19 protein-coding genes and 3 tRNA genes are annotated in these 26,560 nt (G+C 43.0%); 12 read left to right on the forward strand and 10 right to left on the reverse strand.

Going from position 1 to position 26,560, the window contains the following annotated elements:
- The first annotated feature begins 262 nt into the window (after nt 1-262).
- Nucleotides 263-1,165, forward strand: coding sequence for a DNA-binding transcriptional regulator HcaR (gene hcaR, locus FSC11_RS12995; protein ID WP_163167317.1), 903 nt, complete (start codon nt 263-265; stop codon nt 1,163-1,165).
- Between the two features lie 393 nt (nt 1,166-1,558).
- On the opposite strand, the gene FSC11_RS13000 is transcribed toward hcaR, so the two are convergent.
- From FSC11_RS13000 to FSC11_RS13030, 7 genes are all read right to left on the reverse strand, one after another.
- A complete protein-coding gene (locus tag FSC11_RS13000) occupies nt 1,559-2,419 on the reverse strand; it encodes an alpha/beta fold hydrolase (RefSeq protein ID WP_004813371.1) in 861 nt (286 codons plus the stop codon).
- A 278-nt stretch (nt 2,420-2,697) separates the two neighbouring features.
- The gene (locus tag FSC11_RS13005; RefSeq protein WP_163167319.1) at nt 2,698-3,987 is read right to left on the reverse strand and encodes an OprD family outer membrane porin; all 1,290 of its coding nucleotides are present in this window, start codon (nt 3,985-3,987) and stop codon (nt 2,698-2,700) included.
- A 491-nt stretch (nt 3,988-4,478) separates the two neighbouring features.
- Nucleotides 4,479-5,498 carry a 4-hydroxy-2-oxovalerate aldolase gene (gene dmpG / locus FSC11_RS13010; RefSeq protein WP_004813375.1) on the reverse strand — a complete coding sequence of 340 codons (1,020 nt, stop codon included), beginning with the start codon at nt 5,496-5,498 and terminating at the stop codon, nt 4,479-4,481.
- An 11-nt stretch (nt 5,499-5,509) separates the two neighbouring features.
- Entirely contained in the window at nt 5,510-6,406 is an 897-nt protein-coding gene (locus FSC11_RS13015; protein ID WP_004729408.1) for an acetaldehyde dehydrogenase (acetylating), read from the reverse strand.
- Between the two features lie 21 nt (nt 6,407-6,427).
- Nucleotides 6,428-7,225 (reverse strand): 2-keto-4-pentenoate hydratase, encoded by a 798-nt coding sequence (locus FSC11_RS13020; protein WP_163167321.1) that lies wholly within the window; start codon nt 7,223-7,225, stop codon nt 6,428-6,430.
- A gap of 406 nt (nt 7,226-7,631) precedes the next feature.
- Nucleotides 7,632-8,300 carry an HAD-IA family hydrolase gene (locus FSC11_RS13025; protein ID WP_163167323.1) on the reverse strand — a complete coding sequence of 223 codons (669 nt, stop codon included), beginning with the start codon at nt 8,298-8,300 and terminating at the stop codon, nt 7,632-7,634.
- Nucleotides 8,301-8,525: 225 nt separating this feature from the next.
- Nucleotides 8,526-9,494 (reverse strand): RluA family pseudouridine synthase, encoded by a 969-nt coding sequence (locus FSC11_RS13030; RefSeq protein ID WP_163167325.1) that lies wholly within the window; start codon nt 9,492-9,494, stop codon nt 8,526-8,528.
- A 771-nt stretch (nt 9,495-10,265) separates the two neighbouring features.
- Between FSC11_RS13030 and FSC11_RS13035 the strand changes: the two genes are divergently transcribed.
- The 5 genes from FSC11_RS13035 to FSC11_RS13055 all read left to right on the forward strand — a co-directional run bounded on the left by FSC11_RS13035 (nt 10,266) and on the right by FSC11_RS13055 (nt 16,153).
- Nucleotides 10,266-13,688 carry an Rne/Rng family ribonuclease gene (locus tag FSC11_RS13035; protein WP_163167327.1) on the forward strand — a complete coding sequence of 1,141 codons (3,423 nt, stop codon included), beginning with the start codon at nt 10,266-10,268 and terminating at the stop codon, nt 13,686-13,688.
- Nucleotides 13,689-13,860: 172 nt separating this feature from the next.
- Nucleotides 13,861-15,702, forward strand: a complete 1,842-nt coding sequence (locus FSC11_RS13040; RefSeq protein WP_163167330.1) for a long-chain-acyl-CoA synthetase — start codon at nt 13,861-13,863, stop codon at nt 15,700-15,702.
- Between the two features lie 131 nt (nt 15,703-15,833).
- A tRNA-Lys gene (locus FSC11_RS13045) sits at nt 15,834-15,909 on the forward strand.
- A 20-nt stretch (nt 15,910-15,929) separates the two neighbouring features.
- Nucleotides 15,930-16,005: transfer RNA gene (locus FSC11_RS13050), tRNA-Lys, on the forward strand.
- A 72-nt stretch (nt 16,006-16,077) separates the two neighbouring features.
- Nucleotides 16,078-16,153: transfer RNA gene (locus FSC11_RS13055), tRNA-Lys, on the forward strand.
- Nucleotides 16,154-16,466: 313 nt separating this feature from the next.
- On the opposite strand, the gene FSC11_RS13060 is transcribed toward FSC11_RS13055, so the two are convergent.
- Complete coding sequence (locus FSC11_RS13060; RefSeq protein WP_163167332.1) at nt 16,467-17,153, reverse strand: hypothetical protein; 687 nt, start codon at nt 17,151-17,153, stop codon at nt 16,467-16,469.
- Nucleotides 17,154-17,387: 234 nt separating this feature from the next.
- Here FSC11_RS13060 and FSC11_RS13065 point away from each other — a divergent pair, with 234 nt between their 5' ends.
- The 3 genes from FSC11_RS13065 to FSC11_RS13075 all read left to right on the forward strand — a co-directional run bounded on the left by FSC11_RS13065 (nt 17,388) and on the right by FSC11_RS13075 (nt 20,115).
- Nucleotides 17,388-17,657: a PspC domain-containing protein gene (locus FSC11_RS13065; protein WP_163167334.1), complete on the forward strand. Its 270-nt coding sequence runs from the start codon at nt 17,388-17,390 to the stop codon at nt 17,655-17,657.
- Nucleotides 17,658-17,837: 180 nt separating this feature from the next.
- Entirely contained in the window at nt 17,838-18,623 is a 786-nt protein-coding gene (locus tag FSC11_RS13070; protein WP_163167336.1) for a sulfite exporter TauE/SafE family protein, read from the forward strand.
- 79 nt (nt 18,624-18,702) lie between these two features.
- Nucleotides 18,703-20,115 carry an SLC13 family permease gene (locus FSC11_RS13075; RefSeq protein ID WP_004890394.1) on the forward strand — a complete coding sequence of 471 codons (1,413 nt, stop codon included), beginning with the start codon at nt 18,703-18,705 and terminating at the stop codon, nt 20,113-20,115.
- Between the two features lie 72 nt (nt 20,116-20,187).
- Here the strand turns inward: FSC11_RS13075 and FSC11_RS13080 are convergent, their stop codons facing one another.
- Nucleotides 20,188-21,297: an HPP family protein gene (locus FSC11_RS13080; RefSeq protein WP_004890397.1), complete on the reverse strand. Its 1,110-nt coding sequence runs from the start codon at nt 21,295-21,297 to the stop codon at nt 20,188-20,190.
- Nucleotides 21,298-21,482: 185 nt separating this feature from the next.
- Here FSC11_RS13080 and FSC11_RS13085 point away from each other — a divergent pair, with 185 nt between their 5' ends.
- The 3 genes from FSC11_RS13085 (at nt 21,483) to glyS (ending at nt 25,089) form a co-directional block, all read left to right on the forward strand.
- Nucleotides 21,483-21,941, forward strand: coding sequence for a hypothetical protein (locus FSC11_RS13085; protein WP_163167338.1), 459 nt, complete (start codon nt 21,483-21,485; stop codon nt 21,939-21,941).
- A gap of 95 nt (nt 21,942-22,036) precedes the next feature.
- On the forward strand, nt 22,037-23,020 hold the full coding sequence (gene glyQ, locus FSC11_RS13090) for a glycine--tRNA ligase subunit alpha (protein ID WP_076754854.1): 984 nt from the start codon (nt 22,037-22,039) through the stop codon (nt 23,018-23,020).
- Entirely contained in the window at nt 23,020-25,089 is a 2,070-nt protein-coding gene (gene glyS, locus FSC11_RS13095; protein WP_163167340.1) for a glycine--tRNA ligase subunit beta, read from the forward strand. The genes glyQ and glyS overlap by 1 nt, the downstream gene beginning before the upstream one ends.
- Before the next feature lie 25 nt (nt 25,090-25,114).
- On the opposite strand, the gene FSC11_RS13100 is transcribed toward glyS, so the two are convergent.
- Nucleotides 25,115-26,503 carry an AAA family ATPase gene (locus FSC11_RS13100; RefSeq protein WP_163167342.1) on the reverse strand — a complete coding sequence of 463 codons (1,389 nt, stop codon included), beginning with the start codon at nt 26,501-26,503 and terminating at the stop codon, nt 25,115-25,117.
- Nucleotides 26,504-26,560 lie beyond the last annotated feature (57 nt).

Below are 26,560 nucleotides of genomic sequence, written 5' to 3' on the forward strand. Positions count from 1 at the left end.
CAGATATGGCACAAAGTAATAGACTCAACTTTTCAACGATGATGGATTTTAGGGCGGTTTTGGGGAAATATTTTTTTTGTTTCAATTAATAGTTTTAAGCAATTATTCTAGGCGTGTATTTTTATATTAAAACACTAATCAATCCCTCCAAAGCATTTACTTTCTAAATGACAAAATAATCTTCACGACATAGTTGTTTATAGATTATACTCTTCTGAAATTATAGTAAGACATTTTTTGGATTACTCGACGGGCTGATGATATGGAATTACGACACCTCCGCTACTTCATTACTGTGGCTGAAGAACTCAACTTCAGTAAGGCAGCACTCAAACTTTACACGGCTCAGCCATCACTTAGTCAGCAAATCAAAGATTTGGAAGAAGATGTCGGTGTCAAACTGCTACACCGTACCAAGCGTAAAGTCGAACTGACCGAAGAAGGTGCTGTATTCCTAGAACAGGCCCGCCTGACGCTGGCACAAGCTGATAAGGCGATTGCCATGGCCCGTCAGGTCTCACAGGCCAAGCAGCAGATGCTGCGCATCGGTTTCGTCCCTGTCGCAGAGATGAAAATCTTCCCGTATATCTTGCCGAATCTGCGCGTGCAAAACCCTGATTTAAAAATTGAATTGCTCAGTCTGAACAATAATGAGCAAATGCGATTATTGAAGAAAGGTGAACTGGATCTAACTTTCACCCGTCACAATTTCCATAGTGATGAAATTGAAAGCCAGTTTGTGATTCGTGAGCCATTGATCTTCATTTTGCCGAAGGATCATCCTTTAGCGAAATACGACCGTATTCCAGTTAAATTACTGAATGGTATAGATTTTATTATTCCATCTGCAGAACAGTCACTCACCCTGCACAATACGATTATGGAATTTGCCAAGACCAATGGCATTGAGCTTAATATTGTGCAAAAGGCGGATAATATCCTGTTCAATATCAACTCGATTGGAATGGGTTTGGGCTGTGCCATTCTGCCAGGCTATATCGCGCCATTGACCATGAACAATACGGTGATTCGTCCCTTAGACGTTGAACTGCCTTATCTGGATCTGTATGTCAGCTACCGTAAAGATGGCAATTCGGTTGCAGTGAAGAAATTCCTTGAATTACTGACACGTGTATTCTATCTCGATATTAATCGCGATCAGTAAAAATAAGCCTTTAGCTTAATCCCGACGCGCTTACTGACAAGCTCAGAGGCGCGTTTTTTATTCCCCCAATTCAAATGTGTATTTTTTAATCAAACAGAAACATCTGTATTTAACGTTTTAATCTATATTTCAGCCAACTGCTGTATTAAAAAAATCTATCAAAATTTCCAAATTGATTATTTAATACTCAAACCACCCCCTGCTTTTACAACTTAAGTCTAATGCGATTTTAAGGGTAAGAAAAAAGGATTTAGACGCCAAAGATATTGTGCAAATTATGTTTAAATCTAAATCAGTGGTTAATGAGAATCACCCTCATTGAATGCATTTAATTTTATCTTTTTAAGTATAAAAAAAGATGGCTTCAGCCATCCTTTTTCACCGAGCTACGACTTATTTTACGCCGTGAACAGCCAGGTAGTTTTTAATGACAGTATTGAACTCATCTGCTTTTTCAACTTGAGACCAGTGGCCACATTGGCTGAAAATATGTGCATCAGCATTTGGCACGATGTTCAGGATGTCCCAAGTACGAGAAACTGGAATCACCACGTCTTGAGTACCGTGAATCAAAAGTACAGGAACAGTGATGTCTTTCATCTTTTCGAAGTCTAACGGGAATTCGAAACGGTCACGGTCACGTGCCCCTACAACATCCATCAAACGGTTTGATGCATAGTCATTTGCAGCAGAAGCAAAACGTACTTTCACCAATTCATCAGTAATCAGGTCTTTGTTCACAACGAACATAGAAAGTGTCTTTTTGATACCTTCTTCGGTCAATACTGGATTTGCATGTGCTTTCAGTGCAGCAGTCTGTTTTGCACCGCCGGTACCCATAGATACAATACCTAAAACACGCTCTGGATAATCCAGTGCCAATTGGAATGCCAACCAGCCACCTAAAGAGTTACCTACCAACCAGGTTTTTTCAATGCCAAGAGCATCTAGAGTACGGATCGCGTGATCAACCCAGGCACGGATACCATAAGCAGTGTTAGGTGCAACAACAGTTTGACCATAACCAATCGTGTCAATTGCGATACAACGTGCTTGCTCACCAATTGCAGGCAGGTTCAACCACCAGTTTGCAGCAGCAGATACGCCAGTACCAGAACCATGAAGGAATAGAATTGGTGTACCTTCACCAATTTCGTGGTAGTGAGTCAACTCACCTTCTGCAGTTTCAATCCATTTGTCTTCTAAGCCAAAGAATGGATCTGTTTTATAATCAGGGATTTGAACAGTGCTCATGTTGATTCCTCGTACAGTCTTTAGCTTGCGTGTCCATCTATTCAGAGGTCGACGGCAAGTTGACTCTTTAAAAAATGAATTTTTACAGCTTTATATTAACCGCTTAGCACAGCTCAACTGATACAAAATTACGATTGCATACTATAAAAAATATATAATTTAAGATATTGTTTTATATAATTATTTTAAAAATAATTCTTTATGAATACTCAGGCTTTAAATTTCAAATGACATAAAAAAGAGCGGTATTAGTATACCGCTCTTTTAAATTCTCAATTTTAGAATTTATAGGTATAAGTTGTTGCAATACGATGTTCCTGCAAATCAAAGCCACCTGCAATATTGTCATAGTTGGTATCGATGAACATGTATTGGAAACCTAAGCCTTTTAATTTACCTTCAGGAACAACATAATTAACAATTACATTGTTTTCATCTTCCTTACCACGCTTATTGCCAGCACCATTGTCTACGTCCCATCCTTTAAAATGACGTAAAGTTGCAGTTAAACCTTTCGCACCCAGCTCTGAGAAGTCATAGGTATAACCAAGACTCCATGATTTTTCGTCTTTACGAATAAAACTTGCTACAGACCAGTTGTCTAAATATGGTTGTGGAACCCATCCGCCCAGAGTCGGGAACATAGTGGCTCTCGTACCATGATCACCAAACATTTGCTGATAGCCCAACTGAACTGTATGAGCACCCTGATTTACTTTTAGGCCTGCAGAAACCGCCTGGCTATCGATATTGCCATAAAGTTTGTCACCAGATTCACTGTTATCAAAGTAGCGAACGTGTCCATCGAGCTTAGTCTTTTCACCGACAGTTGTTTTATAATCTGTAGCTACATAATGCTGTTTATAGATATTGGTCACATCGGCATACCAATAGCTACCAGTAAATTTAGGTGTGAATTGATGGTCGATTCCTACGATATACATACCATCATCAGTGGATAGACCTGCAGCTTCAGCTTTAGCAAAATCATTTTGCGGGAACAGCGTTAAATTTTGATATTGATTATCATAACGCGCATTAATACCATCAATATAAGCCAAGGTCAGTTTAGTGTCTTTGATATCTTTAGATTCTAACCATGCGCCACTATAGGTCGTTAGCAATTGACGAGATGGATCAAAGAACACCACTGGTGACATGGGTTGTAAGTCACCTACTTTCAATTCAGTTTGACCAACTTTTGCTTTTAAGGTTACGCCCAACTTGGCATTATCACGTTCAGTCTTCTGATCTTTGTTGCTATATGGCATGTGAATATCATTCACATTATCAGGAGATTTCAAACCTACGGCATATTGTGCTAATACATCGGCACCTACCTGAACCCCACCACCGATATCGTGATAACCAGACTTAGCATCTAGTGTTACCGCTTGCGTCCAGTTACCATAGTTTTTTTGAGATTCATTATCATAATTACGTTCTAAATAAAAATTCTTAAATTTTAATTGAACGTTACTGTCGTCAATAAAATCAGCTTGAGCAGCTGTTGTTCCTAAAGTCGCTGTTGCAGCAATGATTGCTATCCATAAATTATGACGACGCATTTTCTTTGTCCTTAACCAACATAAGAAGTAATGGCTGCATCATGCTGAACAACGTATTTATTTAAAATCCGACCACAGTATTAACTTTTTAATCCCAATTATTTTTCTGGATTTATTTGAATATATTTATCATTTCTTTAATATTTTTAAAATCTTAGATATTTTTTATTATTTTACTAAACAATGAAAATAACTCTTTGTTCTATATTTCAAATTCAATATTAAAAAATATATAAACTCTTTAAAATCTATTTTTTAATCGTTTTTACGTTTAAGGCTTTTTATAATATTTAAAAACTATAAGTTATATTTATAAAAAATATGATAGCTATTTAATTCAGGGGATTTATTTCGCAGTTCAAATATTTATGCATGACAGCATACATAAGTTATTTCTAAATTTATTTTTAATTGTGTTACTTAAATATTTTTAAATTTAAAAATAAAAAAGCGCCCTTTCGGACGCTTTTTTAAAACTTGCGTTTTAACAATTAAGCTTGAAGCTCACGTGCTTTCGCCATTGTTAATGCCAAGTCTTCGATCATGTCTTCTTGACCACCAACCGTACCACGGCGACCAAGTTCCATCAGGATTTCACGCGCAGAAACGCCATATTTCGCTTCAGCACGTTTCGCGAACAATAAGAATGAAGAGTAAACACCCGCATAACCTAAAGTTGCCGCATCACGGTCTGCACGAATTGGGTTGTGCATCATTGGAATCACCAGGTCTTCAGCAACGTCTTGTACTTTGAACAAGTCAACGCCAGTGTCCATACCCATACGGTTAGCCACAGCGATGAACAATTCAAGTGGCGTATTACCCGCACCAGCACCAAGACCCGCAGATGCCAAGTCAACACGTACCGCACCTGCTTGAACAGCAGCAACCGTATTCGATACACCCATACCTAAGTTGTGGTGACCGTGGAAACCTAGCTCGATACTTGGGTCCAAGTGTTGACGTAAGTGACCTACGCGGTCGATCACATCTTGAGGAAGCATGTAACCCGCAGAGTCAGTCACATAGATACAGTTTGCACCGTAAGACACCATCTTGTTTGCTTCTTCAAGCAATTTTTCAGGAGATGCCATGTGAGCAAGCATCAGGAAGCCCACGGTGTCCATTTCTAATTTACGAGCAGCAGTAATGTGCTGTTCAGAACAGTCAGCTTCTGTACAGTGAGTTGCAACACGAATGGTAGAAACACCAATTTCATGTGCCATTTTTAAATGGTCAACCGTACCGATACCAGGTAGAAGTAATGCAGAAACTTTTGCATTTTTCATACGTGGCACAACAGCAGAAAGGTATTCTTCGTCAGTTGCAGCAGCGAAACCGTAGTTTACTGATGAACCACCAAGACCGTCACCGTGAGTCACTTCAATTAAAGGTACGCCTGCATCATCAAGTGCTGTTGAAATGGCAATCATTTGCTCAACGGTGGTTTGATGGCGCTGCGGGTGCATACCATCACGCAAAGTCATATCATGAACAATAATCTTAGACATGTGGTTGCTCCTTAAGCTTCTTCTTTGTTGAATACGTGTTCAGCGAACATTTCTGCAGTACGTGCAGCTGCTGCTGTCATGATGTCCAGGTTACCTGCATATTTAGGTAAGAAGTCACCAAGACCTTCTACTTCTAGGAAGATAGAAACACGGTTACCGTCAAAAATAGGACCGTTTACTAATTTGTAACCTGGTACATATTTTTGAACCTCTTTAATCATTGCGTGTACTGATTCAGTGATCGCAGCTTGATCTGGTTCACCTTCAACTAAGCAGTGAACAGTGTCACGCATCATCAGTGGTGGCTCAGCCGGGTTAATAATAATGATCGCTTTACCTTGTTTCGCACCACCAACTTTCTCAATTGCGCCTGCAGTTGTACGCGTAAATTCATCAATGTTTTTACGTGTACCAGGACCCACAGATTTAGTCGATACAGTTGCAATGATTTCACCGTATTCAACAGGTTGAACGCGAGATACTGCAGCAACCATTGGAATTGTTGCCTGACCACCACAAGTCACCATGTTGACGTTTGGCACTTCGCCAGCCGCAAGCAATGCTTCAAGGTTTACTGGTGGTACGCAGAATGGACCAATCGCAGCAGGCGTCAAGTCAATCATGAGCACACCAAGTTCATTTAACTTGCGGCTGTTTTCAGCGTGAACGTAAGCAGACGTTGCATCGAATGCAATTTTGATGTCATCTTCAAGAACGTGAGGAAGAAGACCATCAACACCTTCAGCAGTAGTTTTTAAACCCATTTTCGCAGCACGCGCAAGACCTTCAGAAGTTGGGTCAATACCCACCATCCATACTGGTTCTAACCATTCGCTGCGTTGTAATTTGTAAAGCAAATCAGTACCGATGTTACCTGGACCGATCATTGCACATTTAATCTTTTTCATGAATGTACTCTCAATATTCGATTATTCAGCAGCAAAAGCAGCTGTTACTGAACCAAAGCCTTCAATCTCAACGACAAATTCGTCGCCTGCATTTGCGACAACCATTGGACCAAGCGCACCCGTTAAAATGATGTCACCTGCAAGCAATGGGCGGCCACGACGTACCATTTCGTCAGCCAACCAAACTGCGGCATTCAACGGGTTTGCAAGACATGCTTTACCTACGCCTTGAGACACCACTTCACCTGCGCGAGTCATGGTCATTTTGCAATTTACAAGGTCAAGGTTGTCGAGTTTCACAGGACGTGAACCCAATACAAAAGCCGCTGAAGATGCGTTATCTGCAACAGTGTCGATTAAACTGATTTTCCAGTTTTCGATACGGCTATCGACCACTTCGACTGCAGGAAGTGCATAGTCTGTCGCACTGATAATGTCTGCATAAGTATGTTTTTCTTTGGTTAAATCTTCTTTGATCACCAATGCGATTTCTGCTTCAACTTTAGGTTGAATCAAAAGGCCTGCAGGAATCGCTTCACCATCGCCATAGGCCATGTCGGCAAACAACATACCGAAGTCAGGCTGATCCACACCTAGTTGTGCTTGAACCACTTTAGAGGTCAGACCAATTTTACGACCGACCAGACGGCGGCCTTCAGACAATGCACGTGCTGTATTCACTTCCTGAACGGCATAGGCGATATCCACGTCAGCACTCTCGCCACCCAGTTGTGGGCGAATCGGTGTGATCGCAGTTTTTGATAATTCAGCGCTACGGAGTGCTTGAGCAACTGATTCAACGACAGCAGAATTCGACATCAATGTTTCCTTAAACTGCAAAAATGAGGTTTATGCTGGAATCCAGAACCGAGCCAGACCAAGAGCAAAAAACGTTCTGCAATTTGGAAAGTGGCGGATTCTGAAAAGAGCATAAAAATAAACAGTCTAAGAATCGGAAAATTAATGAATGAATGCCAATAGTTATTTTATTTTTCGCTATAGCTAATAGCTATAAATATTTCTTATGTTAATTCATATAAAACAATAATTTGATTATTTTTAATAGAAAAATCCCGAGTAAAATTCTCAACAATTTTGGTCGTTCAAATTGATCAAGTTTGCAGCTTTAGACTAAAAGATTAGACTAAATGCGCGAATTTAATTCAATGACAGACATTTAAACTGTATAAATTGTCTGTCATTTGATAAAACCCAGCATACTGAATTAAATCGCTTCCTTCCATTGGACTTTAGCCAATAAAAACTCATGTAAGCTGCTGACATCATTCACAATCGATAGCGGATTAAACTTTGCTAAAGTCTCTGACGTATGCACACCATAACTGACGCCCACACTTGGCATGACAATATTCAGCGCCATTTCCAGGTCATAAGAGGTATCCCCCACCATAATCGCTTCATGGGCATGTACACCAGTTTCTGCCAGAATTTCCTCTAACATTAATGGGTGAGGCTTAGAACGGGTTTCACTGGCAGCACGAGTCGCATGAAAGAGTTCCAGACTATTGGTCTGCTTTAATACACGATCCAACCCTTTACGGCTTTTACCTGTAGCGACAGCCAGTTTAATCCCTTGATCTTTTAATGCGTATAGCATCTCAGATACACCTTCAAACCAGGCATCCTCAACCGAGTTCGCGACATAATGTTCTGAATAAGCCTGCAAAATATCCGCATGCAATTCTGGCACAGCTGGGAATAATCGTTGCGCGACTTCCGGCAGACCTAAACCGATAATGCTTTTGGCATCAGCATCGGTCAGCGGTTGATTAAATTGCTGCGCGGCAAACTGTAGGCTAGCCACAATTTGACCAACTGAATCAAACAAAGTGCCATCCCAATCAAAAATGACCAGTTTTACAGGTGAGTTCATAAAGATTTCCTAGATTTGATTCAGAGAAAAGGCATTATCACCTCTCCCTAGCCCTCTCCTACAAGGAGAGGGGATTTTTCATTATCAAACCAATGCCTTCACTAAAGAACAAATACAGTCGAATAATGAATCAACTTTTGATTAAATATTGCTATTTAATTAGTACCGTTCCCTCTCCTTTTTAAAGGAGAGGGTTAGGGAGAGGATTAATTAAAAAGATAAAAATTACTCATCATCTTCCGCAGGCGTTACAACCTTATCTGCCTTCTGTGCTCTTAACTGTGCCACCAGACTCTGCATATCTTCTGGCAATGGCGCTTCAATGGTCGGATAACCCGGAATCTCCAGACGCATGGCATGCAAACATAAACGGCGTGGTTTTGGCCCACGATACTCCGTCTCATGACCATACTTTTCATCACCCACCAGCGGATGACCAATGCTTAAACCATGTACACGAATTTGATGGGTACGACCTGACAATGGCGATGCATAGACCAGTGTGGCATGCATAAAGCGTTCTGCTACATTCCACTGGGTTTTCGAATCCTTACCTTCTTTAGAAACACGGACACGACGTTCACCATTAGACAGCTCATAACGGTGTAAAGGTGCATCAATAAGTTGCTTATCCAGACTTACTTGCCCTTTCACGACTGCCGCATAAGTTTTTTTAATTTTATGTTCACGTAATAAATCTTGCAGGGTTTTAAGCACACTACGTTTTTTCGAGATCATCACCAGACCTGAAGTATCACGGTCAATACGATGAATCAGCTCCAAGTATTTTTTACCTGTTGCAGCACGCAGACCTTCGATCAGGCCATAGGCCACACCGCTACCGCCATGTACTGCAATCCCGGAAGGTTTATTGACAACTATCAAACCTTCATCTTCATAGATTACACGTGCCAACAGACCTTGAGCGACCTTGTCAGAAACCGGTGCAGCAGATTCATCTTTTTGTTCATAACGTATCGGTGCCACACGGATTTGGTCACCAATGGCCAGTTTAGTTTCTGCCTTAATTCGTTTTTTATTAACGCGAACCTGGCCTTCACGAATCAAACGATAGATGCGGCTTTTTGGTACACCTTTCAGACGGCTAAACAGGAAATTATCGATTCGCTGTCCATCTTGGTGCTCATCCACCTCAAACCACGTGACGTTTTGCCATTGTTGCGTAGAATTCATACAGTTACTATGACCTAAAAATTGATTGAAATTGATTAATAAATGACCACTTAGGCTATGCTTTACACAAGAAACATAAGCTTAGCCCATAGGCAGATGATTCAAGGTTTGATATAGTCAGCGCACGGAAACCATCGTTTGTGAGTAAAAGTTGGTGCATGACAGATTTATTTCTGTACATGATCATTCAATTAAACCCTCACATAATACGGGAAGGTCCCAAAAGAATTATGCCGACGCCGAAGGCTTATTATATCGGCAAAAAAGCAAACTGTTGCGTTTAATTGTACCTCAGGTACATAAATCAGTTTGTCTGAAAAAATATGTCGCCAACCTAGTTGGCTTTTAAACGTAAACTGATACACATCAGATTAGTCGCACCCTGAAGACGACTTCAGGCTACAGCGTTTGATGCATTGGATCTGCACAGTTTGTAAAGGTACGACGATAATTCCGTATCAAGACACTCTATCTATAAAGAAGGGATGATCTTCGAGCAATGTGACAGTGAAAGTTACTCACATCCAATGCACCGCTCGTCCGCCAGTGAAGCGTTCAGGTGACTTTAATCGTTTAAAGATTGAAGCCGTATTGCCATCATCAATACGTGAATCAAAACCAAAGCTGATCTATATCAAAATAGACGCTGGGAATAAAAGACTCAAACCACAATGAAATTCATTGCAGATTTGAGCCATTGATCCGTGATGTGTGATGTTCGCTACGTGTATAGCGATTTTTTGCTGTGTATCACTATAAGGTGTTACACCCATGAAACGTATGTTGATTAATGCAACACATGCCGAAGAGATTCGCGTTGCACTTGTCACTGGTCAGCGTCTTTACGATTTCGATTTAGAGAATCGTACCCGTGAACAAAAGAAATCTAATATCTATAAAGGTCACGTGACTCGCGTAGAACCTTCTTTAGAAGCTGTATTTGTTGAATACGGTGCGGGTCGTCAAGGTTTCTTGTCGATGCGTGAAATTGCCAATACTTACTACAAAGCAGATCCTCGCCAAACTTCGAATATCCGCGAACTGATTACTGAAGGCACTGAGCTTCTGGTTCAGGTGGAAAAAGAAGAACGTGGCAATAAAGGTGCTGCCCTTTCTACTTTCATTTCTCTTGCTGGCCGTTATCTGGTATTGATGCCGAACAATCCGAAAGGTGGTGGTATCAGCCGTCAGATTTCAGGTTCAGTCCGTGAAGAGCTGAAAGAGATGCTGGCCTCTTTAAATGTACCGCGTGGTATGAGCGTGATTGTACGTACTGCGGGGATCGGCCGCTCTCAAGAAGAATTGCAACTTGATCTTCAGCACTTGCTTGACCTTTGGGCGCAAATCCAAAGCACTGCAAGCTCTGGTCCATCACCAATGCTGGTTCATCAGGAAGCAGGCGTAGTAACTCGTGCGATCCGTGATTATTTACGTGACGACGTGGCAGAAATCCTGATTGACTCTGAACAAGCCTATAATGAAGCCTATAACTTCGTAAAAGCGGTCATGCCACGTCAGTTAGACAAGCTCAAAACCTATACTTTAAATGAGCCATTATTTGCGCACTTCGGTATCGAAAGCCAGATCCAAACGGCTTATGAGCGCGAAGTTAAACTTCCTTCAGGTGGCTCAATCGTGATTGACCAGACTGAAGCATTGGTGTCAATCGACATCAACTCGGCAAAATCGACTCGTGGTCAGGACGTTGAAGATACCGCGTTAAATACCAACCTTGAAGCTGCTGAAGAAATTGCACGCCAGTTACGTTTACGTGATATTGGTGGCTTAGTCGTGATCGACTTTATCGATATGACCAAAGACCGCAACCAGCGCATGGTTGAAGCGAAACTGCGTGAAGCAACTCAAAGCGACCGCGCACGTATCCAGTTCGGTCAATTGTCACGTTTTGGCCTGATGGAAATGAGCCGTCAACGCTTACGTCCTTCGCTTGAAGAAGCCACTGGTTATGTATGCCCACGCTGTCATGGCACAGGTATGGTACGTGACCTGCGTTCTTTATCACTTTCAATCATGCGTAAAGTGGAAGAAATTGCTCTGCGTGAACGTCATGGTGAAGTTCAGGTTGAAGTACCGGTTGAAATCGCTGCATTCTTATTGAATGAAAAGCGTCACAGCCTGGTTTACCTGGAACAGACTTCAAGTACACGTGTGACTGTATTGCCGCACCCGCACCTGGAAACGCCGCATTACGAGATTTCTTATAATCCTGAAGGTTTTGCACCGACGAGCTATGAACGTACTGAAGCAACACGTTCAAGTGAAAAAGAACTGGGTTATGAGTCTTCTGAGTGGCATTTAGAAGAAGAACAAAATGCGCATGCAGCTGCACCAGCGCCTGTACAGCAACAAAACAATGGCAGAAACAATAAACGCCGTAATAATCAACAGCAAAACCAGCAAAATCAGAACCAGAATGCACAGCAAGCGCCGGTTGCCCAACAGGCCCCTGCTCAGGTTGCTGCACCTGCTGCCAGCCCATGTGCATGGTTAGAAAACCTGTTTGTACAAAAACAGGCAGCCACTGTGGATCAATCTCGCACTGCCAATAATGCAGCTGCTGCGATTGAACAGCTGGTAAATAATGGCGCAGTCAGCCGTGGTCAGTTCGGCCAAGTTACATCACCTGTTGCACAGCAGGCGCCGCAGCATGTCCCACAACCAGCTGCTACACCAACCAGCAATGCTTACCTTGCACCATCGACTGTGGCACACAAGCCAGAGCGTGATCAGGCTGAAAAGGCTGAACGTGAAGAAAAATCACAACGCAGCCATAAAAAACAGCGCAACAACAAGCACAAAGAGCAACGCGAGCCACAACAACATGACAATGCACCACAACAAGTGCATGAAGAAGTGGTTCAGTTGTCTCGCCAGGAACAGCGTCAAGAACAGCGTGAGCAAAAGCGTAAGAACCCGCGTCATCAGCAAGAGCACAACCAAGATGCTCAAGCTGAACAGCAAAATGCTGTACCACGTCGTGACCGTCGCAACCAGCAACGTCCAGAACGCCCAAATCGTCACCGCGATCAAAGCGTACTGAATGAGCAACCGGCTGCTCCTCAAGCACCTGTTCAAGTTGAAGCTCCAGCAGCTAATGAACGTCAAGTACGCGTAGAGCTGATTGATGCACCGCGTCAGGACGTTACACCAACGGCTATGATGGTGAATGTCGATCAAGGCCAAAGTGAAATCGTAGCGCTGAACGGTACAGCACCTGTAGTGGCTACTCCGGCTGAAGAAACTGCACCTGAAAAGGCACCAGCCATAGCAACGATGGCAGCAGAACTGGAAGAGAAAACTGAAGCGGTTGATCTGACTGAAGCCCCTGCTCCAGCAGCAGCGCTTGAACAAGTAACGCCGAAAGCTGAAAAGTCTCGTGCCAGCAATGACCCACGTCAACGTCGTCGTGACCGTCGTGCGGCACAAGGTCAGCAGGCTCAGGCCGCTCAGCTTCGTCCTTCACAAGTACCGACACTTGGTCAGTACACCGTAGGCAGCCTGATCCGTCATGTGTACGGTGAAGACTGTTCAGTACTGATTGAGCAGTTCGGCCTGATGGCGACCTTCAACCGTGCACTGGACAAGTTCACGCACCAATACAATGAAACTGTTGTTGTAGCAGTGACTGCCGAGAAAAAACCGGTGACGCGTGATGTGGAAGTGAACAAGGCTCAGCCTGAACCAGAACCCGCTCCAGTACTGGATCTGACTCCACCAAAACCTGTGTCAGAAAAGCGTGTAGCTAACGATCCTCGCGAGCGTCGTCGTCTGGCAAAACTTGCTGCGGAACAGGCACTTGTACAAGCAAAACAGGCAGCTCAACCGGAAGAAAAACCGACTGAACCCGCTGCTGAAGCTCAGGCTGTGGCAGCACAACAAGCTGAGACGATTGAAGTTCTAAGAACTGACGAGCCTGTTAAACCTTTAGTTGCTGATCAACCTGAGACTGCAGTAACAGCAGCTCAAACTGAGCCAGAAGCTACAGAACAGCCTGAAAATGCACCTGTTACAGCTAAAGCACCAGTTGCTGCCGCTGAAGAAGAAGCATCAGCAGCTGAAACAAAAGCAAAAACAGTGGAAACAGAAGCGGAAAAAGCAGAGAAATCTCCTGCCCGTCCGCGTCGCCCACGTGGCCGTCCACCGAAGAAAGCCAATACTGCAACTGAGTCATAATTCGCCCAATTGCAGTAACTAAAAAAAACCTAGTCATTTCGGTGACTAGGTTTTTTTTGCTAGATTTTGTCAAATTAGGTTGATTACTCTTTAAATCAACCATTAAAACTACAACGGACAGTTATTGCATATTCAGTGCACGTATCGGATACGTAAAAGAAATAGGATTCCCATGAGCCAAACCACACAACATGATCTGATTGGTATTGCTGATGTCGCAGCCAAAATCCCCGCTTTCCTGAAAAAAGTGCCGAACTTGGTCAATGGACTTAGGCAGGCTTATTTACGTACTCCAAATACTGCTGCAGGTTTGGGTCTCGCTTTTGAAAAAGCGGTACAGCGCAACCCTGAAGGTATTGCCCTGCGTTTTGAAGACCAGAGCTTTAGTTATACAGAACTGAATGGCTGGGCCAACCAGATTGCACATTACTACCTGTCGCTAGGTGCGAAAAAAGGCGATGTCGTTGCCCTGATGGTCGAGAACCGCCCGGAAATGGTCGCCAGCGTGATTGGTCTGGCCAAGCTTGGCGTGACCATTGCCCTGCTGAATACTTCACAGGTCGGTAAAGTGCTGGCACATAGCATTAATCTGGTCAAACCGATTGCAGTCATCGTGGGTGATGAATGTCACGCCGCGGTTGCCGAGATCCGTGATGAACTGAATATCGCGGCGGACCGTTTCCACTGGTTTGCCGATCAGCCTACCCAGCAAAATTCTGGTCAGGCACCTGAAGGTTTTATCAATCTTGCTGAAGTCATTGATACTTTCCCGAAATTCAATCCATCAACAACACATAGTGTGCAAGGTAAAGATGGTCTGTTCTACATCTATACTTCCGGCACTACTGGTCTGCCGAAAGCCGTAATCTTTACCAATAGCCGCTGGACCCTTGCTTATGGCACCTATGGTCATGTGCTTAACTTGGGTACAGAGGATGTGATGTACTGCACCCTGCCACTGTATCATGCGACCGGCATGGTGGTATGCTGGTGTGGTGTGATTGCCGGTGCGGGGACGTTTGCAATTCGCCGTAAATTCTCGACCTCTTCATTCTGGAAAGATGTACAAAAATTTGATGCGTCTGCAATCGGGTATGTCGGGGAACTTTGCCGTTACCTGATGGATGCACCTTCTTCAGAGCTGGAAAAAGGTCACCGCGTCAAGAAAATGATCGGTAACGGTATGCGTCCAAATATCTGGGATAAGTTCAAAAACCGTTTCGGTATTGAAGAAGTACTTGAACTATATGCATCCAGTGAAGGCAATGTCGGTTTCAGCAATGTGTTCAATTTCGACAATACTGTCGGATTCTCCCCAACTCCGTATGCGATTGTTGAATTCGATAAAGACAAAAACGAGCCGGTACGTGATGTCAAAGGTCACTGTAAACGCGTCAAAAAAGGCACAACAGGTCTGTTGATTGGTAAAATTACCCGTCGTTCGCCATTTGATGGCTATACCGATCCGGAAAAGAATAAGTCTGTCATTATGAAAGATGTGTTCTGCAAAGGTGATGCCTATTTCAATACCGGCGACCTGGTCCGCGACATCGGTTTCCGTCATGCGCAGTTTGTCGACCGTTTGGGGGATACTTTCCGCTGGAAAGGTGAAAATGTATCGACGACCGAAGTGGAAAACATGCTGACCGAGTATGACAAGATTGTAGAGGCAGTAGTGTATGGGGTGGAAATTCCAAACACCAATGGTCGTGCCGGTATGGCAGCCATTACGCTGAAACCGGAAGCTGAACTGAACGATATCGATCTGAAAGAGATGTTGAGCTGTTTCAAGAAATGTCTGCCTGCTTATTCGGTTCCGGTATTCCTGCGTATACAGCAACAGGTCGAAACCACTGGTACTTTTAAATACCAGAAAAATAAGTTGAAAGAGCAAGCATTTGATCCAAGCAAGACTGATGAGCGTTTACTGGTGTGCTTACCGGGAGCGGATGCTTATTGCGATGTAACGCCAGAAGTTTTTACCAACATCCAGGCCTATCAATATCGCTTCTAAGTGCTGAAGTTGCCTATTTTTTGTGTATATAAATTCAATTTGTTGCATTTATAATCAAACATGGGCAACTTTGTTATTTTTTACTTGCGCTGATTTCATATCTTGCTACAATACGCTCCATCAAATGATATGGGTCGTTAGCTCAGTTGGTAGAGCAGCGGACTTTTAATCCGTTGGTCCCGCGTTCGAGTCGCGGACGACCCACCATTTATTTGACAGCCTAAGATGGGTCGTTAGCTCAGTTGGTAGAGCAGCGGACTTTTAATCCGTTGGTCCCGCGTTCGAGTCGCGGACGACCCACCATCTTATCCTTCGGGATAGCGCAATTACCAAATCTTGCGTCGTAAAAATGATCTTCATCATTTCTACTCCTCAGGGTCGTTAGCTCAGTTGGTAGAGCAGCGGACTTTTAATCCGTTGGTCCCGCGTTCGAGTCGCGGACGACCCACCATTTTTCTTCCATTCTGCGAAGATCATAATACCTGTATATTCCAATCAAGATCATCAACCGATCACGGCTTTGATTTGTCTTTTCTGAATTCTTGCTCTCTTAATTTTAAAATATGCCGGGATTATTTTAGATATATTTGTGCGTTATTAGTCCAGTTGCTAGAGCAAGAGCTTCTTAAGCTATGGGGCGTGGTTTCAAGTCCTACACAACCACCAAGCTACAGTTTTCTTTTAATCGTCTTATAATTTTTATCTATATCTGGGCTATGTCAACGCATCAGGATTTTTGTGAGTTTTCTTAGTCTCCCCTCGCCTTATTGTGGCGAAGGCAATTGATTATCAACATCTTTTACCAGTTCATAGGCTATACGTGGCAGCACGTAGTGCTGATCCATCAGCTCTTGACGATTCTCTTTCTGGGTTTTTTCAATATTCATCACCAGCTTGGTATTGTCTTTGACAGTATAATACAAAACCAGGCCCTCTTTACGGTAGACCACCAGCTCCTTACGGGTGGGATTCAATTCCCAACGGTCTTTACGATAGGTTGAATAAGGTGTCGCCATCTGGTTTTGGAAGGTAAATACCTGACCATGTTGCAAGATACTGCGATATACCAGACCATTCGGGGCAAGGGTGAGAATAAACATTGCCTTGCCATTTTTGCAGGGAGAAAAACCATCATTACAACTGACTTCCGTGTAATAGCGTCCCACGAAGTCAACCGCATAATCTGGAATAGGCTGCCCATTAAAGCCATCTTCCTCTCTGAAAGTGGCATGACCAGCAATATCAGTCAGTTTCTTCGCTTGAGTACTTTCATCTAGCGCCTGATTAGCGAGAGAAACAGCTACCCCCTCTTTATGGTGCAACTCAAGTTCAGTATCACTGATCGGTTTACCCGAATGACGCTCACAACCCACCAGCCCGAGTGTACTCAGTAATATCACACCGAGCTGATACTCCAGTCTCTTGAAAGCTTTAAACACCTTAAATTTCATTTAATTCAACCAGATTATGAACAGCCAAGCATTTTTATAAAATCAAAGGCAGGAGATTATTATTAAATTCAGGAACCTTCGCTTTCATGTTAAAGATTCCGAGAAAAATACTTAATCCCAATTTACATAAATTTACGAATAAATTGTATTTAGACACTTTAAAAATAACAACTTAGCTCCATATTTTAAAAGGAACGTCGTTGTTCTTTTATCTTAATTATTAAGGAGACCTGAATGGCCAATGTTGGTTTATATCGCTCTAACCGCTCGAACATGATTGCAGGTGTGATGGGTGGTATTGCTGAACGTTTTGGTTGGAATGCAAATTTACTGCGTCTGATTTTCGTGGTGATCTCTATAATGAGTGCCGCTTTCCCAGGTATCCTGGTTTATCTTGTACTTTGGCTGATCATGCCAAAAAAGCAAGCTATGGTTGAACATACCTCGCATCAGTCTACGGGCTATCAACGACCAATTCGTGATGTAAATAAAGATCCGCTGTAAGTTTCCTTTTTATAGAGTAAATAGTAATTCTCTTTTGCGCTGTGGCATTTCCCCTAATGTCCACAGCTTTTTTTTGCCTGCTTCAGGCGATTTAATAAATTGTTAAATTATTTCTCTAGCCTTTGCCAACCGGCTGATTTCTCTATAACTTAGTTAAAAACTCCTTGAAATGGATTCAGGATGACACAGGCTGAATGGATTGTACTGTGCTTATGTGCTGTAGCAGCACTGCTGCATGGCTTGAGTGGGTTTGGCTTCCCGATGATGAGTACTGCGGTACTATCCAGCCAATATCCATTGAGTCTGGCAGTGACCTTAGTCATTTTCCCCTGCCTGCTCCTGAATCTGTTGATGCTAAATGCTGATCCCCAGCACAGTCTGCTACAGAGCATTCGCTATTATCTCAAACATTATTGGCCATTAATTTTAAGCAGCCTGATTGGCAGTTTGTTCGGAGTCAAACTGCTGCTATGGCTGAATGAAGGCTATCTCAAACTGCTGCTAGGAACAGTAATTATATTTTATGTACTAGATCAGCTTCGCTCCAAACCTTTTCAGAGCAACCCGCATATTCTGAGTATGGTGTGTTTTGGTTTATTGGCTGGTGTGATTGGTGGAGCGACTAATGCCATGGCTCCTTTCCTGATGATGTACCTGCTTAGCAGCCAGCTCAGCAAGACCGATATCGTCATTATCAGTAACCTGAATTTTATTGTCAGCAAAGTGATCCAGTTACTTTTATTGTTCCCAATCCTGATCCAGATTAATCCACAACAACAATCCATTTTGATCGGTATTACCATTTTTGCTTTGATTGGCGTCTGGATTGGCGGAAAAATCCGTCATCGCCTGTCACAGCGGCATTTTAAACTTTTAGTCTTAGGCTTGCTGATGGTTTTAGGCATACAGGCTCTATGGCAGAGTACTGCATTATTACAACATTCAAATCATCTTTTTTTAAATTAGTATAATTTGTAATCAAACCTCTTTATGATTAGAAAGATTCTTCATAAAAATTAGCTGTATAACAACAAGGAGTGTGCGTATGACAAGTCAAAACCTTGCCACCCCCACCAACGTTATGCCCAAAGGCGTAATGAAAGGATGGATCCTGATTATCATCGCGGCCATTGTAGCCTTTATCCTGTATCAGGTTTTACCTTATGACCAGAATGCTAGCAAAGGTCTGGCTCTGCTGGCTTTTATTGGTATTTTATGGCTGACAGAAGCAATTCATATCACTATTACTGCCCTGCTGATTCCCATACTGGCAGTACTGTTAGCCATGCCGATGGCCGACGGCGATGCGCTGGTACCCATTACCACACAAGCTGCTTTAACCACCTTTGCCGATCCGGTTATTTTCCTGTTCTTTGGTGGTTTTGCACTGGCAACGGCGCTGCATATCCAAAAGCTGGACAAGAAAATTGCCATGTGGATTATTTCCTTATCAGGTGGACATTTAGGTATTTCAGTATTGGCCATTTTTGCCGTGACTGCCGCCCTGTCCATGTGGATTTCCAATACCGCTACCGCAGCCATGATGTTACCGCTGGCGCTGGGTTTACTTTCGCATCTGGATGTAGAGAAAGAACGTAAAACCTTCGTATTTATTCTGCTCGGGATTGCCTACTCCGCCAGTATTGGTGGTCTAGGTACAATTGTAGGTTCGCCACCGAATGCCATTGCTGCCAAAGCGCTGGGTTATGACTTTGCAGACTGGATGAAAATCGGTTTGCCGATGATGTTCATTATCTTGCCTGCGATGCTGATCAGTCTGTATCTGGTGCTGCGTCCCAAGCTGAATCACAAAGTGCAGTTTGTCACTGAAGATATTCCCTGGACCCGCAGCCGTATTGCCGCAATGGTGCTATTTATCTGTACTGCCCTGGCCTGGATTTTCAGTAAAAAGCTGACCGAGAATTTTGGTATCAGCCAGCCAGATACCTGGATTGCGATTCTGGCCGCATGTATGGTGGCAATTTTAGGTACCGCAACCTGGAAGCAGATTGCAGAGAACACCGACTGGGGCGTGCTCTATCTGTTTGGCGGCGGCCTGACCTTGAGTGCCATTTTAAAAGATTCAGGCAGCTCTCTGGTCTTAGGGCAAACTCTGGCAAATACCTTTGGTGATACTTCACCTTTAGTGATTATCTTTGTGGTAGCAACCTTCATCATTTTCCTGACCGAATTTACCAGTAATACCGCATCCGCTGCACTACTGGTGCCGGTCTTTGCCGCCATTGCCGATCAGATGGGAATGCCTAAAGAAATTCTGGTGATTGTGATTGGAATTGGTGCATCCTGTGCTTTCATGCTGCCTGTAGCAACACCGCCGAATGCGATTGTCTTTGGTACCGGTTATATTCAGCAGTCGGAAATGATGAAAGTTGGCTTTGTCCTCAACATCATGTGTATTTTCCTGGTATCGCTATTTATTTATTGGTTCTTTCTCTAAACATGAATGCATTAAAAAAGCACGCTACGGCGTGCTTTTTCATTTTCGAAGATAAATCTACATCCGTCCAGATCAGGCACTCAGCTTGAAATGATTTAACTCCTGATATAAAGCAGCAATCATGTCAGCACGGCTAATGATACCGACCAGCTGACCTTCGTCCAGTACCGGAATATAATTAAAGGAACGCTCAACGAAATACGGCACCAGGTCCTGAATCGGCTGGCCTGGCTGTACAGTCACCACCTTCCGGCTCATGATATGCCCGACTTCGGATTCCCAGCCACTGCGAATATCGGTGGCACGCTCAAACCATTCCACCAGCTGATACATCGCCAAAGTTCCAACCAGTTTCTTTTCCGCATTCACTACCGGTAGGCTCATCAGATTCATCTGTCGGAATTTCGCCAAGGCATGCCGGATATCATCACTTTCCTGCAAGCTGGCAACGTCTTTACTCATGATATCCTGACACAGGAATGGGCTGTCAGCACGTTCACTGGCCTTGCTCTGTGCTTCCAGAATAATTTTTTGCAGGTCATATTCACTGATATCCAGCAACTGGGTCTGTTGATCAAGTACAGCCTGAATATCCTGTGGCTGAATCGTCACTTTCTGGGTCGGGGTTGGATCTTTAGAACGGGTATTAATCTGCAGCTGTTGCGGATAAGCCTTACCCAACATCCGGTTAAATACTATCGCTACCACCATTAACAGTACCGAGTTCAGCAAGACCGGATAGAACACAAAAGCATAGCCCAGCTCATGAATGGCATTGCCGCCCAGTACCGCTGTAATCGCCACCGCCCCACTCGGTGGATGCAGAGAATCGGTGCTTAGCATCAATATAATCGCAATTGCTACGGCCAGACTAAATGCCAGGGTCAGGCTGGGAAACAGCAAAGTACAGCTCACCCCCACGATCGCGGCAATAGTATTTCCGACCACCATATTCCACGGCTGTGCCAGCGGACTGGCAGGTACGGCAAACAGTAATACCGACGAAGCACCCATCGGCGCGATATACCAGGCCTGAAAATCACCCAGTGCCCACAGGCTGATTAAAGACGACAGTGCCAGACCGATCAATGCACCTAAACCACACAGGATACGGTCTTTGACAGGAAGAATTTTAAAATTTGGCTTAAGGCTTTGCAGCCATTCTGAGGAACTATGCAACACGGTTGGCCTGAATTATTGTTTTGGGGAGTGCAGGCATTATAAAACCCTTGGCTTTAAAGATGTATTTATTTTATATCTTTTACTCATTGGTTTTTCTGCTTATGCTGAGGGTGCTCTATCTAAAAAATTATAATCAGGGCCGCGCCTAAGCGGTGTATTTCTTCTCTCAAACAAGAATAAAAACGATGCATTTTCTAATCCAGCCTTTACAGCAAACCAAAACCGGAATTGCAGTACAACTGTTGCTGGCACCCGTACTCGGTTTAGCCTCACTCTATGGCCCTTTGATGTTAATGCTGCTGATCTTGCACTTGTTATTCCTGGCTATGACTTCGAGCTCACTTCTACTCTCGATGGTGACTTTCATGCTGATCATGTACATTTTCGGACTGCTGTTCTATCTCTGTCTGATCTATATTCCTTTATGTATCAGTCTATTTGTATTACACCATCTACAGCAGTTTCATATCTTCAGTATTGTGCTGGTGGGTATTCTGGCAACGCTGATTCTGGCTTATTTCCTAAGTTCCAATGATCTGCTCAGTACTCTATTCATGATTTCCTGTTTTAGCCTGCCCTCTATCAGATTTTTTATCTTTCTCAGTCTGCGTGCGCATGGACAGGCAGTTGCATCAGGCGAATAAAAAGCGGCGCAGGCAATTCATGGATAACCTTTGCCACGCCTTCGCAAAATCCTTATAATCAAGCACAATTTTTCTCTAATTTTAAGTGGATGACCATGAGTCGCGCCATATCGCATATTGATACCTTCCAAGGCTTAATTCTTGCCTTACAAAACTACTGGGCGGAGCAAGGCTGCGTCGTGTTACAGCCTTACGACATGGAAATGGGTGCAGGAACCTTCCACACTGCAACTTTCCTTCGTGCGCTTGGGCCTGAAACTTGGAACGCCGCTTATGTTCAGCCATCACGCCGTCCCAAAGATGGTCGTTATGGTGAAAACCCAAACCGTTTGCAACACTACTACCAGTTCCAGGTGGTATTAAAGCCAAACCCGGACAATATCCAGCAGCTTTATCTGGATTCTTTAAAAGCCATCGGTATTGATCCTTTAGTTCACGACATCCGTTTTGTGGAAGATAACTGGGAATCTCCAACACTGGGTGCTTGGGGCTTAGGTTGGGAAGTTTGGCTGAACGGTATGGAAGTGACTCAGTTCACGTACTTCCAGCAAGTGGGTGGTGTTGAATGCTACCCGGTAACAGGCGAAATTACTTACGGTTTGGAACGTCTGGCAATGTACTTGCAAGGTGTTGATTCTGTTTACGATCTGGTTTGGACCAAAGGCCAGTTCGGTACTGTGACCTATGGCGATGTGTTCCATCAAAATGAAGTAGAACAATCGACTTATAACTTTGAATATGCACCAGTCGATAAGATGTTTGAACTGTTCGACTTCTATGAAGCTGAAGCAACGCGTTTAATCGAAGCGAAACTTCCACTTCCTGCCTATGAGCAAGTGGTAAAAGCATCGCATAGCTTTAACCTGCTTGATGCACGTGGCGCAATTTCTGTGACTGAACGTCAGCGTTATATCTTACGTGTACGTACATTGGCACGTTCGATTGCAACCAGCTATGTAGCAGCACGTGCTGAACTTGGTTTCCCAATGGCAGAGCCTGAGCTTCGTGATGAAGTTTTAGCGCAGTTAAAAGCACAAGTTGAAGCGGAAGCAAAAGTTGAATCTAAGGAGAGCAAATAATGTCTAAACATACAGTATTGTTCGAATTAGGCTGTGAAGAACTTCCACCAAAAAGCCTCAAAAAATTACGTGATGCCCTGCAAGCAGAAACCGTAAAAGGCTTAAAAGATGCGGGTCTTGCATTCGATTCAATCGAAGCCTATGCAGCACCACGTCGTTTAGCTTTGAAAATCGTTAACGTTGATGGCGCGCAAGCGGACACACAAAAACGTTTTGACGGCCCTGCGAAACAAGCGGCGTTTGATGCTGAAGGAAAACCAACTAAAGCTTTGGAAGGCTTTATGCGTGGTCAAGGCATTACTGTTGATCAAGTATCAACTTTCCAGGCCAGTAAAGTTGAAAAAGTGTGCTACTTAAAAGATGTCAAAGGTCAAAGCCTTGATGTGCTTTTACCGCAAATTTTACAAAATGCTTTAGACAACCTACCAATCGCAAAACGCATGCGTTCAGCGGCAAGCCGTACCGAATTCGTGCGTCCTGTAAAATGGGTGGTGTTGTTAAAAGACAACGATGTGGTTGATGCAACCATTCAAGATCACAAAGCAGGTAATGTGACCTATGGTCACCGTTTCCATGCACCTGAAGCGATTACTTTAACGCATGCTGATGAATACCTAGCGAAGTTAAAAACAGCTTACGTTGTGGCGTCTTTTGAAGAGCGTCAAGCCATCATTGATGGTCAAGTGAAAGCATTGGCTGATGAAGTAAATGCAATTGCGATTGTGCCTGCGGATCTTCGTGATGAAGTGACTGCACTGGTTGAATGGCCGGTTGCATTACGTGCCAGCTTCGAAGAACGCTTCCTTGCGGTTCCTCAAGAAGCCCTGATCACTACGATGCAGGACAACCAGAAGTATTTCTGTCTGGTGAATGCTGAAAACAAATTACAGCCTTACTTCATTACCGTTTCAAATATTGAGTCTAAAGATCCGACCCAAATTATTGAAGGTAACGAGAAAGTGGTTCGTCCACGTTTATCAGATGCTGAATTCTTCTTCCTACAAGACCAAAAACAACCGCTTGCTTCTCGTAAAGAGAAATTGGCAAACATGGTCTTCCAGGCAGAACTCGGTACGCTGTGGAACAAGTCTGAACGTATTGCAAAATTGGCTGTTGCTTTAGCGCCTATTACAGGTGCAAACCCTGCGGATGCTGAAAAAGCTGCCCTTCTTGCAAAATGTGACTTAACTTCTGAACTTGTCGGTGAATTCCCAGAACTTCAAGGTATTGCGGGGACTTACTACGCACGTCTTGAAGGCGAAAATGATGAAGTTGCCAAGTCTTTAGGTGAGCAGTATTTACCTAAATTCGCGGGTGACGTTTTACCGAAAACCAAAACGGGTACAACGATTGCCCTTGCAGACCGTTTAGATACGCTCACTGGTATTTTCGGTATTGGTCAGGCGCCTACAGGTTCTAAAGACCCGTTTGCGCTACGTCGTTCTGCGATTGGTATTCTGCGTCTGGTGACTGAAAACGAGCTTGATGTATCAATCGAAGATCTGATCAAACTTGCTTTAGCTGCGTATGGCGATGTATTGAAAGATCACGATAAGACACTAAATGATGCGGTTGCATTCTTAGAAGGTCGTTACCGTGCCAAATACGAAGACCAAGGCGTTGCGGTTGATGTGATTCAAGCGGTTCAAGCCTTGTCTCCAAAATCTCCGCTTGATTTTGACAAGCGTGTCAATGCAGTGAATCACTTCCGTGCCTTGCCTGAAGCTGCTGCACTTGCTGCTGCGAACAAACGTGTTGCAAACATTCTTGCAAAAGAAGCTGCACCTGAAGGTCAAGTTGTTGAAGCAAACCTGGTTGAAGATGCTGAAAAAGCATTATTCGCTGAACTTGCGAAAATCACGCCAGTGGTTGAGCCGTTATTTGCTGCTAAAGACTACACTGCTGCGTTGTCTGCACTTGCTGCTCTTCGTGCGCCAGTCGATGCATTCTTTGACGGTGTGATGGTGATGGCCGATGATGCTGAGCTGAAAGCAAACCGTTTACGTATGCTTGCTCAGCTTCGTGAATTGTTCACGAAAGTAGCTGATATTTCGGTGCTTCAACACTAAGTTCTGATTTAATAAAAAACCCGCTTTAGAGCGGGTTTTCTTCTTCCATCTTAAAACGAATTGAACCTGGTAATTTAGAAGCGTGATAACCTGTTCTTCTAGAAGCCACATGAATGACATTACTTACATTTTTTTCATTAGATAATGTAGAGATTTCAATCTGATTAGCTTCAGCTTGCATTCGTATATAGCCTCGCATCATTTTTTCTCTAAACGTATAGTAGCCTTTACCATATTCAAACTTGGTTAAAAGAATTTTCCCACAATTCTCTGTAGTTAAGTTCTTAATTCTACTAGAAAATTGACTGTAATTTAATTTAATAAAATCTATTTTATTCAAATCAAATCTAACTTGCTCACAGATAACATCGTACATTTTGTACATTTCTTTAAGATAATCACCTTGCCAATCTACTACTGCTGTAGCCCACATTACTTCTTCATAATCTTTATTTCTTTGCTTTAAAGCCATCTCATAAGGTTTTGAGAATTCAGCAACTGTATCTTTAATAGCTACATTAATAGCATTATAGAAATCGTCCCATTCAACCTCTGTAGCAACTTCTTCTTTTTCCCACAAAACCCATAACAGTTTTTCTAAGATTAAATGCACATAATATGGAAAACCATCTGAGACCGCTGCGATACGGATATAAATATCACGGCATATATCAATATCAAATTTATTTAAAACATTTTGAATAATTTCAAAACGGCCTTCCCAACTTAATCGTGGCAATTCAATAGTCTCTAATTGCCTAATCGCCGACTGATGAGCCCCCAGAATGTCATGTATAGTCGCCCCTACCCCCGTAAATATAATTTTTATATCAACCTCTTTGTCACCCAATTGTTTAATTAAATCAGCTAATAGAGTGATTTCATTTTTATCAGTCATTCTATCGACTTCATCAACTACAATAATTGGTCTTTCAGAATGTATTTCAGCTACTTCCTTTAAAACTTCAACACAATCACCTAAACTTTTTAATTTATTACTAAAGTCTTCTAAAGTTTCTTCATTCTTTATTAAATACGATATCCATTTAAACTTGAGTCCATACTCTTCCGAACGTTTCTTACTTTGTCCAATTCTCCGATCAAAAGCTTGCAATGCAATATTTGAAACTAAGTTTTTTATACTAGTATCAGGTGCACATGAAACATCAATAAATTCACGATCGGAACTTTGATACTGGTTTGCTGCTGTTTTCGCTAAAGAAGTTTTACCTACTCCTCTTTCACCAAAAATAAAAATATTTCTTCCTTTCGACATTAAAGCTCTTTCAATTTGAGTAAGCTCTTTCTGGCGGCCATATAAATATTCAATACTAGAAATTGGAGAAGAAGGTGATAAAGCCCTATTTAAATGCTTCCCAAATTCATATTTGTCTTTATAGTTTTTTATCGCCATACCAACCTATTTTTTTATCAAAAAATCCAATATTTATTCACTCTAAAACATTCCAAA

Source organism: Acinetobacter schindleri, assembly GCF_010918895.1.
GTDB classification, from domain to species: domain Bacteria; phylum Pseudomonadota; class Gammaproteobacteria; order Pseudomonadales; family Moraxellaceae; genus Acinetobacter; species Acinetobacter schindleri.

Bases quoted from the DNA above. Each gene is read 5' to 3' on its own strand.
- hcaR (WP_163167317.1), top strand. From the start codon at position 263: ATGGAATTACGACACCTCCGCTACTTCATTACTGTGGCTGAAGAACTC.
- FSC11_RS13000 (WP_004813371.1), bottom strand. From the start codon at position 2,419: ATGAGCACTGTTCAAATCCCTGATTATAAAACAGATCCATTCTTTGGC.
- FSC11_RS13005 (WP_163167319.1), bottom strand. From the start codon at position 3,987: ATGCGTCGTCATAATTTATGGATAGCAATCATTGCTGCAACAGCGACT.
- dmpG (WP_004813375.1), bottom strand. From the start codon at position 5,498: ATGTCTAAGATTATTGTTCATGATATGACTTTGCGTGATGGTATGCAC.
- FSC11_RS13015 (WP_004729408.1), bottom strand. From the start codon at position 6,406: ATGAAAAAGATTAAATGTGCAATGATCGGTCCAGGTAACATCGGTACT.
- FSC11_RS13020 (WP_163167321.1), bottom strand. From the start codon at position 7,225: ATGTCGAATTCTGCTGTCGTTGAATCAGTTGCTCAAGCACTCCGTAGC.
- FSC11_RS13025 (WP_163167323.1), bottom strand. From the start codon at position 8,300: ATGAACTCACCTGTAAAACTGGTCATTTTTGATTGGGATGGCACTTTG.
- FSC11_RS13030 (WP_163167325.1), bottom strand. From the start codon at position 9,494: ATGAATTCTACGCAACAATGGCAAAACGTCACGTGGTTTGAGGTGGAT.
- FSC11_RS13035 (WP_163167327.1), top strand. From the start codon at position 10,266: ATGAAACGTATGTTGATTAATGCAACACATGCCGAAGAGATTCGCGTT.
- FSC11_RS13040 (WP_163167330.1), top strand. From the start codon at position 13,861: ATGAGCCAAACCACACAACATGATCTGATTGGTATTGCTGATGTCGCA.
- FSC11_RS13060 (WP_163167332.1), bottom strand. From the start codon at position 17,153: ATGAAATTTAAGGTGTTTAAAGCTTTCAAGAGACTGGAGTATCAGCTC.
- FSC11_RS13065 (WP_163167334.1), top strand. From the start codon at position 17,388: ATGGCCAATGTTGGTTTATATCGCTCTAACCGCTCGAACATGATTGCA.
- FSC11_RS13070 (WP_163167336.1), top strand. From the start codon at position 17,838: ATGACACAGGCTGAATGGATTGTACTGTGCTTATGTGCTGTAGCAGCA.
- FSC11_RS13075 (WP_004890394.1), top strand. From the start codon at position 18,703: ATGACAAGTCAAAACCTTGCCACCCCCACCAACGTTATGCCCAAAGGC.
- FSC11_RS13085 (WP_163167338.1), top strand. From the start codon at position 21,483: ATGCATTTTCTAATCCAGCCTTTACAGCAAACCAAAACCGGAATTGCA.
- glyQ (WP_076754854.1), top strand. From the start codon at position 22,037: ATGAGTCGCGCCATATCGCATATTGATACCTTCCAAGGCTTAATTCTT.
- glyS (WP_163167340.1), top strand. From the start codon at position 23,020: ATGTCTAAACATACAGTATTGTTCGAATTAGGCTGTGAAGAACTTCCA.
- FSC11_RS13100 (WP_163167342.1), bottom strand. From the start codon at position 26,503: ATGGCGATAAAAAACTATAAAGACAAATATGAATTTGGGAAGCATTTA.